The organism is Mycobacterium mantenii, assembly GCF_010731775.1.
GTDB classification, from domain to species: domain Bacteria; phylum Actinomycetota; class Actinomycetes; order Mycobacteriales; family Mycobacteriaceae; genus Mycobacterium; species Mycobacterium mantenii.
In genome coordinates, this window is record NZ_AP022590.1 from 3,656,033 (window position 1) to 3,668,443 (window position 12,411).

Below are 12,411 nucleotides of genomic sequence, written 5' to 3' on the forward strand. Positions count from 1 at the left end.
GTTCCAGCCCGCGCGCGTCATTCCACTACAGGGTGTAGCAGAAGGGGCTAACAGAAGGTGGCGCGGCGTCGGTGGCGGGGTTAATCGGCGTCCGGGTGGACGGCTTCCTGAGCTGCGACGAAGTTGCGGCGGGCGGCCTCGCGTTCTCTTTCCGCCGCCCGTTTGTGCGCGTCGACGTCGCCGAGGCCCTCGGCGACCGCGAGTTCCTGGATTTCGGCGGCCCGCTGGTGCGCGATGGCGGCCTCATAGTGGCGACGGGTCACACGGCGGTGCGCTTCCTCGTCACGCGCACGGGCAGTCTCGACACGCTCGGCGGCGCGCCGCACGTCCGCCTCGGTGATGGAGTGCCCGTCGGCGAGTTCCCGCTCCCGGCGCAGTAACTCCTGGCTGCGGCGGGCGGCCTCGTTCCCGGGTGAATCGGCCATGACAAGACAGTAGTCGCATCCGCCGGAAAAAATTTGGGTTGTCCTCGCCCGGCGGCTGCGAGTTGGATGGCGGTATGCAATTCCCACAAGGACTTGCCCGGTTCAACCGTCGCGTCACCAACCCGATTCAGCGGATGTGGGCCGGCTGGCTGCCGCCGTTCGGGATCATCGAGCATGTCGGGCGGCGTTCGGGCAAGCCGTACCGCACCCCGGTGAACGTGTTCAGCACCGACGTCGAGGGCAAACCGGGGGTGGCGATCCTGCTGACCTACGGCCCCGACCGGGATTGGCTGAAGAACCTGAAGGCGGCCGGAGGCGGCCGGCTGCGCAGCAAGGGCAAGAGTTTCGGCATCGTCGATCCGCGCGTGGTCAGCAAGGCCGAGGCCGCGCCGCACGTAACTCGCGGCGCGCGACCGGTTTTCGCGAGGTTGCCGTTCGAGCAGGCGGTGTTGCTCACCCGGACTTCCTGACGCCGGTGATGCGGATCACGGCGATAGCCGAGCGGGCGGTCGGTCTCGACAGTCTTGGGCGCGGTGGGCCCGCCAATGCGGTGGTCAACTTCGCCCACCACACGGTTTCGCTGGTCGCGGTGATCACCGACGCGATCCGGCACGGTCGGCCGGTGGTGGGCGTGGCCTTCGACTCGATCGGACGGTTCGCCCAGAGCGGCATCCTGCGCGACCGGATGATCCCGCGGGTGCTGGCGGTGTCCCCCGACGCGCTGCTGGATGCGTCCGGATACCTCGATCCCGCCGCGGTTTCGGCGTGCGCGCTCGCCGACGAGAAGCCCGGCGGTCATGGCGACCGGGCGGCGGCCGCGGCCGCGCTGGAACTGGCCTGCTGGGACCTGAACGCCAAGTTGCGCGACGAGCCGGCCTACGTGACGATCGCCCGTCACGCCGGCCGAGCGCCCGCGCCGTCGGTCCCGGTGTATGCCGCCGGCGGCTATTACTACGCCGAGGGTGGGGTCGACCAGCTGCGCCGGGAGATGCGCGGGTACCTCGATTCGGGCTATGGGGCGGTCAAGATGAAGATCGGGGGCGCCGCCCCGGGTGAGGACCTGGCCCGGATCGAGGCCGTCATCGACGTCGTCGGTGACGCGGGACGGGTGGCGGTCGACGCGAACGGCCGGTTCGACCGGGCCGCGGCCACCCGGTGGGCGGCCGCGCTGGCCCCCTACGGGCTGCGCTGGTACGAAGAGCCGGGCGATCCCCTGGATTACGCGCTGAACCATGCGGTGATCCAGTGCTACGAGGGTGCGGTGGCCACCGGTGAGAACCTCTTCTCGGCGCCGGATGTGACCAATCTCGTGCGCTACGGCGGCATGCGGCCCAATCATGATGTCTTCCAGATGGATCCGGGCCTGAGCTACGGGTTGACCGAGTACATCCGGATGCTCGACGTCATGACGGCCCACGGTTTTGATCGCGGTTTCGCGTTCCCGCACGGCGGTCATCTGATCAACCTGCACGTCGCGGCCGGGCTGGGCCTGGGCGGCTGTGAGGCTTACCCCGGCGTGTTCGCGCCGTTCGGCGGTTACTCGGATGCCTGCGCGCTGTCGGCGGGGCGGATCGCGCCGACCGACGCCGCGGGGTTCGGGCTCGAGCAGAAGACCGGCCTGGCCGAGCTGATCGCCGAGCTGACCGACGGGAGAACGCGCGAATGAAGATCGCGGTAATCGGTTGCGGTGCAATGGGTTCCATCTACGCCGCCCGGCTGGCCGCAGCGGGTAACGAGGTGCTGGCCATCGACCGCCACCAGGCCGGCGTCGACCAGATCAGCCGGCATGGGTTGCGGGTCACCGGTCCGGGCTATGACCGGGTGGTCGAGCTGCGGGCGAGCACCACCGCACCGGACGAGGAGATGGACCTGATCGTGCTCGCCGTGAAGGCGGCCGACGTGACAACCGGTGCGCGACAAGCCCTTCCGATGTTGGGAACGGCCACGCCGGTGCTGACCATCCAGAACGGCCTGGGATCGGCCGAGACCGTGGCCGGCATCGTCGGCGACAGTCGGGTCGCGGTCGGAATCGCCAGCGGGTTCGGCGCGGCGACCGTGGCCCCCGGCCTTGTCCGCCACAACGCCATGAAAGCGATGCGGTTCGGCGCCTACTCGTCGCTGCCGCACGCGACGGTCGAGTCGATCGCGCGGGCGTGGGCCGATGCCGGATTCGATGCGGCCGCGGTCACCGACATCGCCGCCATGCAGTGGGAGAAGCTGATCTGCAACGCCGCCTACAGCGCGCCGTGCGCGCTGACCGGAATGACCGTCGGCCAGGTGATGGACGACCCGGAGATGGGGCCGGTCAGCCGGTCGGCCGCCAGCGAGGCGTGGACCGTCGCGCGGGCGTCGGGCATCGCGGTCGCCGTCACCGATGCGGTCGAACACGTTCGCGCCTTCGGCGCGCAAATGCCCGACGCCAAACCGTCGGCGCTGCTGGACCACGAGGCGCACCGGGTCAGCGAGATCGACGTCATCAACGGCGCGGTCCCGCGCCAGGGCGCGCGGGTTGGTGTCGCGGCGCCGGTGAACGCGACGCTGACCGCGTTGGTCAAGTCGATCGAAAGGCAATGGGGCTGACCACAGCTGGCGCTGTTGGGAAAGCGGGCAACCCCTTGCCAGCGGGGGCGCCGAGATTTTGGGGATTGTGTGAGTCCGCAATTTGATAGCGCATCTGCTAGCGCCTTTGAAAGAGATCTATTCTCCGCAGACAGCGTCGACACGCCCGCGAACTCGCGCGACGAAATACAGCCCGATCACCACCGCCCAGGACAGCAGGCTGAGCCAGAGCTGGCTGCGCGCCGTGTGGTCGAACGCCATCTGCACCAGCACCGCGGTGATTCCGGTCAGCGTGAGAATCGACAGCACCGGATAGAACCACATTTTCACCGTCAGTCTCTCCGCGGGCGTTCGGCGGCGCAGGATGATCTGCGACAGGGCGATCAACCAGTAGACGAACAAGATGATGGCGCCCGACGAGTTCAGCAGGAAGAGGAACACCGTGTTGGGCGAGACCCGCGCCATGATGACGCACCCGAACCCGACCGCCGACGAGCACAAGATCGCGAAGTGGGGAACGCCGCGGCCACTCAGTTTGACCAATTGTGTTGGGGCTTCACCCCGCTCGGCGAGGACGAACAACATGCGCGACGCGGTATAGAGCCCGGAGTTCAGGCAGGACAGCACCGCGGTCAGCACGACGGCGTTCATCACCTGGTCCGCGCCGGAAAGCCCCATGTGTTTGAGCGCGGCCACGTACGGCGAGGCACCGAGTTCCACGGAGTCCCAGGGCAACAGCACCACGAGCAGGAAGACCGAACCGACGAAGAAGATCCCGATGCGCGCCACCACCGATCTGGTCGCCTTCTGGACGGCCAGCTCGGGGTCGCGACTTTCCGCGGCGGCGACGGTGACGATCTCGGCGCCCACCATGGAGAAGATCACCACCACGATGGCGGCGAACACCGCGCCGACGCCGTGGGGAAAGAACCCGCCGTGTGTGTGCAGATTGGCCAGACCTCCGTGATGGCCCGGCACCAGTCCCAGGATGTATGCCGTGCCCACGACCAGAAAGATCACGATCGTCGCGACTTTGATTCCGGCGAACCAGAATTCGAATTCCCCGAAAGACGACACCGAGAACAGGTTGGTCGCCGTCATCAACACCATCGGGCCCAGTGACAGCAGCCACAGCGGCGCATGGAACCAGTAGTTGAGCACCTTACCGCCGGCGACCGCCTCGAAGCCCACCACGATCACCCAGAAGTACCAATACAGCCAGGCCACCGAGAAACCCGCCCAGCCGCCCAGGGCCTTGGCCGCGTAGTCGGCGAACGATCCGGTGGACGGGTTCGCGGCCGCCATCTCGCCCAGCATCCGCATCACCAGCACGATGAGCAGACCGCAGAGGGCGTAGGTGAGGAACGCGGCCGGGCCGGTGTCCTTGATCACCACGCCGGACCCGACGAACAATCCGGCGCCGATGACCCCGCCCAGGGCGATCATGCTGAGCTGCCGTTGCGACAGTCCTTGGCGCAGTTGCGGAGTAACGCCGCCTTCCGACGCCCGCGGGTCGTCATCCGCGGGACCGGAACTCACCTGGCGTTGCGTGCGCGGCATGCCCGGACGCTATCGGGCTTCGCGGCCCGCAGCAACAACGACCTACAGGTACAAGTCGCGGTCGCGGATCAGCGCCGTGGCGACCACGCTAATAGCCGCTGTCGCAACCAGATACCCGCACGCCAGCCACGGCGCACCGCCGAGCGCCGCGATCAGCGCGGTCAAGATCATCGGGGTGACCCCGGAGGCGTAGATCCCCGAGACCTGATAGACGAACGACAATCCCGTATAGCGCGTGTTGGTGGGATACAGCGCGGAGTACAGCGTGCCCTGGGCGCCGTAGAAGAGCGCATGCACGACACCGAACACGATGATCATCGCCAGCCCGAACCACACCAGATTCCTGGTACCGAACAGGGCGAACGCCGGAAAGGCCGCCAGGCCGTAGCAGGCGATGCCGGCCAGGTAGACCCGCCGCGCACCGAATCGCTCGGTCAATCGCCCCGAAATCGGCAGCAGCACCGCCATCACCAGTGCGGCAATGGTCACCACCACCAACACCGACACCCGGTTCAGTCCAAGGGCGCCGGTGGCGTAACTGATGGCGAAGACACCCCAGGTGTTGAACGCCGAGCCCTCGGCCCACCGCGACAGCAGTCCGAGCACGGTGTTGCGCCGCGACCGCGGCTTGCGGACGATGTCGCGGATAGGCACGGTGGATGCGGCCTGCAGGTCCTGCAATTCCCGGAACGCCGGCGTCTCGTCGACGCGCAACCGGACCACGACGCCGATCACGACCAGCAGCAGGCTCAGCAGAAAGCCGATGCGCCAGCCGTAGGAGAGGAACCGCGCCGGCCCCAAAACGATCTGCAGGAACGCGAATATGCCGGTGCCCAGGGCGAGGCCGAGCGCCAACCCGATCTGCGGGATCGCCCCGAAGCGGCCGCGCCGGTCGCCGGGGCTGTGCTCGACGGCCAGCAGCACCGCCCCGCCCCACTCACCCCCGAGCGCAAAGCCCTGCAGGACGCGCAACACCAGCAGCAGGATCGGCGCCCACGCCCCGATCTGTGCGGACGTCGGCAACACCCCGATCAGCGCCGTCGCGCCGCCCATGATCAGCATGGTCAACGCCAGGCTGCGCTTGCGTCCGATCCGGTCACCGATGTGGCCGAACACCAGGCCCCCGATGGGCCGCATGACGAACCCGACGGCGAAGGTCGCGAACGCCAATAGCGTTCCCACCAAAGAACTTTCGTTGGGAAAGAACACCTTGTTGAACACCAGGCCCGCCGCGGTGGCGTACAGGAAGAAGTCGTACCACTCGACCGTGGTGCCCAGCAGGCTCGCCGCGACGACAATGCGCAACCGCCGCCGTCGCTGCTCGGCGGATTCGTCAACCGCCTCGCGCGCCGCCGGGGCGATCCCGGCGCCGGCTGCGGACGCGGGCATCGTTGCCGCCATGGCCGTTAGTGCGCCGAGGCGACCGCGAACGGGGTCGCCGCTGCCGGATGCGATTGGCGGTTGGGGTGCCGCCACAAGCCCATCCGCTCGAGCAGCGGCAACACACCCTCGCCGAACCAGTAGGCCTCTTCCAGATGCGGATACCCCGACAAGATGAAGTGACTGATGCCCGATTTGGCGTATTCGGCCAGCCGTTCGGCGACCTCGGCGTGCGAGCCGACCAGGGCGGTGCCCGCTCCCCCACGGACCAGACCCACCCCGGCCCACAGGTTGGGCGCGACCAACAATTTACTGCTGTCGCCGCCGTGCAGGTCTAGCATGCGGCGCTGGCCTTCGGATTCGCTGCGCGCCAGGCTGGCCTGCACCCGCTCGACGTCCGCCGGGTCGATCGCGGCCAGCAACCGGTCGGCCTCGGCCCACGCCTCGGCGGCCGTGTCGCGGCTGATCACGTGAATCCGCAAGCCGTACTGCAGGATCCGGCCGGCATCGACGGCCAGTCCACGGATCCAGTCGAGCTTCTTGGCGACCGCGGTAAGCGGTTCGCCCCAGGTGAGGTACACGTCGGAGTGTTTGGCCGCCACCGGTCCGGCCGCTGCCGAGGATCCACCGAAGAACACCGCCGGGATCGGGTCGGGCGGGTTGTTCAGTTGGGCGCCCTCGACCAAGATGTGTTCTCCCGCAAAGCTAACCGGATCCTTGGAGGTCCACAACTGGCGCACCACGTGCAAAAACTCGGCGGTGCGGGCGTACCGCGCCTCCTTGTCCAGGAAATCCCCGTAGGCCCGTTGCTCGTGCGCTTCGCCGCCGGTGACGACGTTCAGCAGCAGCCGCCCCTGCGAGTGCCGCTGGAAAGTGCCGGCCATCTGGGCGGCCAGGGTCGGACTCAGCATCCCGGGACGGAACGCAACCAGGAATTTCAGGGTCTCGGTCGATTCGACCAGCATCGCCGTCGTCAACCACGCGTCCTCACACCACAATCCGGTGGGCGTGAGGACGGCTTCGAAACCGTTGTCTTCAGCCGCCGTGCAGATCTGGTGCAGATACTTCAGCGTGGCCGGCCGGTCACCGGACATTGCCGTGCCGTGTCCGCCCGCGACCAGATTCCGCGAATCGCCGTAGGTCGGCAGAAACCAATGAAACGCGAGACTCAATTCACCATCCTCTTCCGCTCCTGTGCACACAGAGGTTCCATCATGCTGAAATCGGCGTCGGCGGGCGATGGTTGAAACCTGCGAGATTGCATCCCCGGCCGGGCACCGCCATCACGGCGGCCAGCCGCACGCCGCGCGCGTCTTCGCGGTGCCGGACGAGTGGCGAGCACGGTCGCGTCTCCCTCTGTCCCAGAAGGCAATACGATCGAGATGAATCGGGCGGCGGCAACCGGCGAAATCGGCGCTACGATGACTACGATCTCGGCCGATGCCGCAACTCGGCGCCGACATTGCGCGCGCCGGACGGCCGACAAGGTCACCGCTTCGTGACCGGAAGGTCACACCAGATCACACAATGCTTCCAATACGGCGTGGCTCGGCAGGTAATCCCCGCTCAGCGCGGCATTATTGCGATCATGCCTGACCTCACACGCCGAGCGGTGCTCCGGATGGGCGCCGGTGCCAGCCTCGGCGCTGCCGGCGTGCTCGCCTTCGGCTCCCTGCTGGCTCCCGGCAGGTCGTACGCCGCGACCCTGCCGCAGGCGCCCGCGCCGTTCGAGCCGCCGACGGCGGGCAAGACCCTGCCGACCCGGCTCAGCGGATCGTTCGTGTCGGCGGCCCGAGGCGGGATCAAGACCAACTACGTGATCGCCATGCCGCCGGGCCAGACCGGCGCGCTGCGCCCCGTGATCGCCCTGCACGGCGTGGACGGCGACGCCAACCAGATGCTCGACATGGGCGTGCCGGACGGGCTGGCCCAGCTGGTCAAGGAGGGCAAGCCGCCGTTCGCGGTGGTCGGCGTCGACGGCGGCAACACCTACTGGCACAAAAGGACTTCCGGCGAGGACTCCGGCGCCATGGTGCTCGACGAGCTGCTGCCGATGCTGTCCACCATGGGTTTCGACACCTCCCGGGTCGGTTTCATGGGGTGGTCGATGGGCGGATACGGGGCGCTGCGTCTGGGTGCCAAGCTGGGGCCGGCACGGACCGCCGGCATCTGTGCGATCAGCCCGGCGCTGTACACCTCGTATCCGCTGAGTGCGCCCGGGGCGTTCGACAGCAATGACGACTTCGTGCAGAACAGCGTCATGGGCCTGCCGGCGCTGAATTCGATTCCGCTGCGGGTGGATTGCGGCAACTTCGACCGCTTCTATTTCGCCACAAAGCAATTCGTGTACCAGTTGAAAACCCAACCGGCGGGCAGCTTCTCCCTAGGCGGGCACGACGTCGCCTATTGGCGCAGCCAACTGCCCGGTGAATTGGCCTGGTTGGCGACCTAGCCCACGTAGATGACACTTCGGGAGGAATCGGTCGCCGGCAGCCCACACCCACCTGCGCGGCAGACTTCCCGAAGGGGATTCCGGCCCGACATCGAGGGACTGCGCGCGGTCGCGGTGATCGCCGTCGTGCTCTACCACGCCGGCATCCCGGGAATCACCGGCGGCTACATCGGGGTGGACGTCTTCTTCGTCATCTCCGGCTTCCTGATCACCGGGCTGCTCTTCCGCGAGGCGAGCACCACGAATACCGTTGCACTGGGCCGGTTTTACGGTGCACGCGCCCGGCGGCTGCTGCCCGCCGCGGCCATCGTCGGCACCATCACCGCGATCGCCGCCGCCGCGGTATTGCCCCCGCTGCCGGCGCGCAGCGTGTTCCTCGACGGCATCGCCAGCGCACTGTATGTCGGCAACTACCGGTTCGCGCTGCGCGGCACCGACTATCTGACCTCCGACGCCCCGTCGCCGTTCCAGCACTACTGGTCGCTGGGCGTGGAAGAGCAGTTCTACCTGGTGTGGCCGGTGCTGATCATCGCCATCGCCTGGTCGGTCCCGCGCATCCCGCGCCTTCGCGCGGCGGCGGCGCGCGCGACCCCGTACGCGGTGGCCCTCGCGGTGGTGCTCGCGGCGTCGCTGACGGCGGCCGCGCTGTGGACCCGCACATCGCCGTCGTGGGCGTTCTTCTCGCTGCCCACCCGCGCCTGGGAACTGGCCGCCGGTGGGCTGGTGGCCCTGTCGATTCAGCAGTGGCGCCGGCTGTCGCTGCGGACCGCGGCCATCGCCGGCTGGGGCGGCCTGGCGTTGATCCTGCTGACCTGCACCCAGCTCAACGCCCATACCCCGTATCCCGGTACCGAGGCGCTGCTGCCGGTGCTGGGCACCGCGCTGATCATCGGTGGGGGCGCCGTCACCGGCGGGCTCGGGCCCGGTCGCTTGCTGTGCCGCCCGTCGATGCGCGCGATCGGCCGGATCTCCTACTCGTGGTACCTGTGGCACTGGCCGGTGCTGCTGCTGATGCCGGCGCTGCTCGGCGAGCCGGCGGGGCTGCCGGCCAGGCTGAGCGCCACGGCCGTCTCGGCCGGGCTGGCCGTCATCACCCTGCACCTGGTGGAGAATCCCGGCCGCTTCGCCGCGGCGCTGCGCCGGTCGGCGAAGGTCAGCCTGGTCGTGGCGGGCGGCGCCAGTGCCGCCACCGCGTGCGCGTGCCTGCTGCTGCTCAACGTGATCCCGGCACCGGTGGGCCACGGGGTGGCCGCCCCGCGGGCCAACATCATTGCGACGCCCCCGACCAACGCCCCCGCCGTCAGTCCCCAGGAGGCGGCCGTTCGTCAGGGCTTCGAGCAGGCGCGGGTGGCGCTCGCAGGGGCCGCCGGCCTGCGAGCCGTGCCGTCGAACCTGGACCCGCCGCTGGCGAAGGCGCCCGCCGACAAGGCCGCCGTGTTCGTCAACGGCTGCGTCCGGTCCTGGCGCGACGTCGGACAAAGCGAGTGCGCGACCGGCGACACCGCCTCGCCGACGACGGTGGCCCTGATCGGCGACTCGCACGCCGCCATGTGGAACCCCGCCTTCGAGCAGCTCGCCGAGCAGCGGCACTGGCGGCTGGAGACGCTGGCCAAGGTGACGTGTCCGCTGCAGGACCTGCACATCGTGAGCCCGTATCTGGGCCGCGAGTACACCGAATGCGAACAGTGGCGCGCCCAGATCATGGGCCGGATGGCCGCCGAACACCCGCGACTGATCGTCCTGGACATGAGCCGGCGCTACGGCGGGGATTTCGGCTTCGCCTCCTACGACCCGGCGTGGATCGACACTTTGGGGCGCACGGTGGCGCAGTTGCGCGGCACCGGCGCGACCGTCCTCGTGCTCGGACCCGCCCCCGACCCGCATTCGTCCGCGCCAACGTGCCTCTCCGCGCACCTCGACGACGTGAGCGCCTGTACGCCAACGAGATCCGAGGGGCTCAACGGCGACGGCATCGCTGCCGAGCGGGCGGCGACGACCGGCAGCGGCGGCCACTATGCCGACCTGACCGACATGTTCTGCACCGCCGACCGCTGCCCCGTCATCGTCGGCAACACCCTGGTGTTCCGCGACGACAACCATGTGACGACCGAGTACGCGCAGTTGGTGGCGCCGCTGCTGGGTGCGCTGGCCGACCGCGCCCTGGTGAACGGGTGAGTGGCAATGAACTTCTCGTGGCTGACCAACGTCAGATCAGTGAAGGGTTTTTGGAGGTTTTGCCGATGATGTCCCCGCTGCTGCTGGTCTGCATCGCACTAGCCGCGCCCTTCGCCGGAATCGGCTTCCTCCACGTCCAGGACCGCTTGGAGCGCTGGGACTACGAGCGGCACGCGGACGACTGACCCGCGCTTGGCAAAGGTCCCGCTTTCGTAAATCCGCGTAGCCGCGGCCGGGTTCTGCGCGATTGTGCCGATGTTTTCGCCGCGCCCATGCACACATGCTGGCTAACATGAGCGCCCGATACGCCGCTGGTGCGTGACGCTGCTGCTTGCCGACGTCGAAGGCTCGACGCGGTTGTGGGAAACGCAGCCCGAGGTCATGGGTTTGTGCGCTCGAGTTGCAGATGGCCGCGCTGGCGCCGATCCGGCTACGCACCGGCGTGCACACCGGGGAGGTCCAGTTGCGCGACGCCGGCAACTACGCCGGGCCCACCATCAACCGAACCGCGCGGCTGCGCGACCTCGCGCACGGCGGGCAGACCGTACTGTCCGGTGCCACCGAGCCGCTGGTGGTCGACCGGTTGCCGGCCGATGCCTGGTTGACGGACCTGGGCGTCCACCCGCTGCGTGACCTGCCACGCCCGGAGCGGGTCGTGCAACTCAACCATCCCGAGCTGCGCACCGACTTCCCGCCGCTGCGCACCACGAATGATGTTGTCGGAGCGCATCTTCCGGTCCAGTTGACCAGCTTGTGGGCCGCGGCCCGCAGATCGGCGACATCACGCAGCTGTGAAAGAGAACAGGTTCGTGACCCTAGACCGGGGCCGGCGGGGTCGGCAAGACCCGGTTGGCGATCCAGGTCGCCGCCGAAGCGGCACGGGAGTTCGGTGGCGGGGTCTGGTTTGTCGACCTGGCGCCGGTCACCAATCCCGTCGTCGTGCCCGTCGTCCTGGCACGCACCCTGGGCCTTGTCGACCAGCTGGACGTCGTTCGGCTCGTCAGCGCGGGGTTGCCCAATAAAGACATTGCGGCGCGGCTGTTCGTCTCTCCGCGTACCGTGCAGACCCATCTGACGCACGTCTACGCCAAACTCGCTGTGTCGTCACGGGTTCAGCTCGCCCGGGAAGCCGCGCGTCACACCTGACTCAGGTCGACAGCTGCGTACGGATGAGCGGCGCGATCTTGTCCGCCATGTACTGGTGCCCCGCGTCATTCGGATGCACCCCGTCGGCACCGATCAGGTCGGGCCGGCCGACGAACCAGTGCTCGGCGATCGGATCGATGAACGTTGCCCCGGCAGCCCCGGCCGCCCCGCCGAGGATGTCGCGGATCAGAAACATCGACGGCGGAACGTCGGCGGTCGGCCACGGCGGTCCGATCACCAGCAAGCGCGCCGCCGGCGCAAGTTGGCGCGCCAGATCCAAAGCGGCATGGGTTTTTACGGTTAGCGTCGCGGGATCGATACCCTGGTCATTGCGAGAGCCGAAGAAGACCACCAGCGCATCGTCGGGCTGGACCGCCCGGGCGGTCAGATCCTCGAAGATACTGCCGTGGTCGCCGAGCGCGGCATAACCCGCTCTGCCTTCCGCCGCCACGCTGCCCGAGATCCGCGAACCCCGCGAACCGAGCACCTGCCAAGCGCGCGACGTCCACGACCTGGATCCCAGACCGCCCTCATTGGTTCCGGTGGTGTACGAATCTCCTACCACTGCAACATGATTCAGCCGGAAGTCGAGCGTCAGTGTCTCGTAGGTGCGCACCTGCGCCGGGTATGCGATGCCTACGCCCGCCAGAAAACTCACCCCAATGAGAAAGGTGGCCAGACGACTCACTCTCACCTCCACTGTCAACGGCATCG

Annotated in this window: 12 protein-coding genes and 1 pseudogene; 8 read left to right on the top strand and 5 right to left on the bottom strand. The window is 68.3% G+C overall.

Annotated features, from left to right (window positions below; translation table 11 throughout):
- Nucleotides 1–80 precede the first annotated feature (80 nt).
- Nucleotides 81–425, bottom strand: coding sequence for a hypothetical protein (locus tag G6N50_RS16430; protein WP_083095059.1), 345 nt, complete (start codon nucleotides 423–425; stop codon nucleotides 81–83).
- Between the two features lie 74 nt (nucleotides 426–499).
- Between G6N50_RS16430 and G6N50_RS16435 the strand changes: the two genes are divergently transcribed.
- From G6N50_RS16435 to G6N50_RS16445, 3 genes are read left to right on the top strand one after another with little or no spacing between them, the layout of a single operon-like run.
- Nucleotides 500–895 (top strand): nitroreductase family deazaflavin-dependent oxidoreductase, encoded by a 396-nt coding sequence (locus tag G6N50_RS16435; RefSeq protein WP_083095058.1) that lies wholly within the window; start codon nucleotides 500–502, stop codon nucleotides 893–895.
- 8 nt (nucleotides 896–903) lie between these two features.
- Nucleotides 904–2,091, top strand: a complete 1,188-nt coding sequence (locus tag G6N50_RS16440) for an enolase C-terminal domain-like protein (protein WP_083095057.1) — start codon at nucleotides 904–906, stop codon at nucleotides 2,089–2,091.
- Nucleotides 2,088–3,005 (top strand): ketopantoate reductase family protein, encoded by a 918-nt coding sequence (locus tag G6N50_RS16445; protein WP_083095056.1) that lies wholly within the window; start codon nucleotides 2,088–2,090, stop codon nucleotides 3,003–3,005. The genes G6N50_RS16440 and G6N50_RS16445 overlap by 4 nt, the downstream gene beginning before the upstream one ends.
- 117 nt (nucleotides 3,006–3,122) lie before the next feature.
- Here the strand turns inward: G6N50_RS16445 and G6N50_RS16450 are convergent, their stop codons facing one another.
- From G6N50_RS16450 to G6N50_RS16460, 3 genes are read right to left on the bottom strand one after another with little or no spacing between them, the layout of a single operon-like run.
- On the bottom strand, nucleotides 3,123–4,544 hold the full coding sequence (locus tag G6N50_RS16450; protein ID WP_264028732.1) for an amino acid permease: 1,422 nt from the start codon (nucleotides 4,542–4,544) through the stop codon (nucleotides 3,123–3,125).
- Between the two features lie 42 nt (nucleotides 4,545–4,586).
- Entirely contained in the window at nucleotides 4,587–5,945 is a 1,359-nt protein-coding gene (locus G6N50_RS16455; RefSeq protein ID WP_083095055.1) for an MFS transporter, read from the bottom strand.
- 5 nt (nucleotides 5,946–5,950) lie between these two features.
- The gene (locus G6N50_RS16460; RefSeq protein ID WP_083095084.1) at nucleotides 5,951–7,096 is read right to left on the bottom strand and encodes an LLM class flavin-dependent oxidoreductase; all 1,146 of its coding nucleotides are present in this window, start codon (nucleotides 7,094–7,096) and stop codon (nucleotides 5,951–5,953) included.
- A 416-nt stretch (nucleotides 7,097–7,512) separates the two neighbouring features.
- Here G6N50_RS16460 and G6N50_RS16465 point away from each other — a divergent pair, with 416 nt between their 5' ends.
- The 5 genes and pseudogenes from G6N50_RS16465 to G6N50_RS29420 all read left to right on the top strand — a co-directional run bounded on the left by G6N50_RS16465 (nucleotide 7,513) and on the right by G6N50_RS29420 (nucleotide 11,697).
- Nucleotides 7,513–8,376: an alpha/beta hydrolase gene (locus G6N50_RS16465; RefSeq protein WP_269473833.1), complete on the top strand. Its 864-nt coding sequence runs from the start codon at nucleotides 7,513–7,515 to the stop codon at nucleotides 8,374–8,376.
- Nucleotides 8,377–8,385: 9 nt separating this feature from the next.
- Nucleotides 8,386–10,551 carry an acyltransferase family protein gene (locus tag G6N50_RS16470; RefSeq protein WP_083095053.1) on the top strand — a complete coding sequence of 722 codons (2,166 nt, stop codon included), beginning with the start codon at nucleotides 8,386–8,388 and terminating at the stop codon, nucleotides 10,549–10,551.
- Nucleotides 10,552–10,568: 17 nt separating this feature from the next.
- Nucleotides 10,569–10,736 carry a hypothetical protein gene (locus tag G6N50_RS16475; RefSeq protein ID WP_158086062.1) on the top strand — a complete coding sequence of 56 codons (168 nt, stop codon included), beginning with the start codon at nucleotides 10,569–10,571 and terminating at the stop codon, nucleotides 10,734–10,736.
- Between the two features lie 118 nt (nucleotides 10,737–10,854).
- Nucleotides 10,855–11,532, top strand: a pseudogene (locus G6N50_RS29415) (LuxR family transcriptional regulator); the annotation flags it as partial.
- Nucleotides 11,533–11,697: a response regulator transcription factor gene (locus tag G6N50_RS29420; RefSeq protein WP_372509967.1), complete on the top strand. Its 165-nt coding sequence runs from the start codon at nucleotides 11,533–11,535 to the stop codon at nucleotides 11,695–11,697.
- Nucleotide 11,698: 1 nt separating this feature from the next.
- Here the strand turns inward: G6N50_RS29420 and G6N50_RS16490 are convergent, their stop codons facing one another.
- Nucleotides 11,699–12,385 carry an Rv0518 family GDSL lipase gene (locus tag G6N50_RS16490; RefSeq protein WP_067837019.1) on the bottom strand — a complete coding sequence of 229 codons (687 nt, stop codon included), beginning with the start codon at nucleotides 12,383–12,385 and terminating at the stop codon, nucleotides 11,699–11,701.
- Nucleotides 12,386–12,411: the final 26 nt, after the last annotated feature.

Excerpts from the sequence above, each read along its gene's own strand:
- G6N50_RS16430 (WP_083095059.1), bottom strand. The coding sequence starts at position 425 with ATGGCCGATTCACCCGGGAACGAGGCCGCCCGCCGCAGCCAGGAGTTA.
- G6N50_RS16435 (WP_083095058.1), top strand. The coding sequence starts at position 500 with ATGCAATTCCCACAAGGACTTGCCCGGTTCAACCGTCGCGTCACCAAC.
- G6N50_RS16440 (WP_083095057.1), top strand. The coding sequence starts at position 904 with ATGCGGATCACGGCGATAGCCGAGCGGGCGGTCGGTCTCGACAGTCTT.
- G6N50_RS16445 (WP_083095056.1), top strand. The coding sequence starts at position 2,088 with ATGAAGATCGCGGTAATCGGTTGCGGTGCAATGGGTTCCATCTACGCC.
- G6N50_RS16450 (WP_264028732.1), bottom strand. The coding sequence starts at position 4,544 with ATGCCGCGCACGCAACGCCAGGTGAGTTCCGGTCCCGCGGATGACGAC.
- G6N50_RS16455 (WP_083095055.1), bottom strand. The coding sequence starts at position 5,945 with ATGGCGGCAACGATGCCCGCGTCCGCAGCCGGCGCCGGGATCGCCCCG.
- G6N50_RS16465 (WP_269473833.1), top strand. The coding sequence starts at position 7,513 with ATGCCTGACCTCACACGCCGAGCGGTGCTCCGGATGGGCGCCGGTGCC.
- G6N50_RS16470 (WP_083095053.1), top strand. The coding sequence starts at position 8,386 with ATGACACTTCGGGAGGAATCGGTCGCCGGCAGCCCACACCCACCTGCG.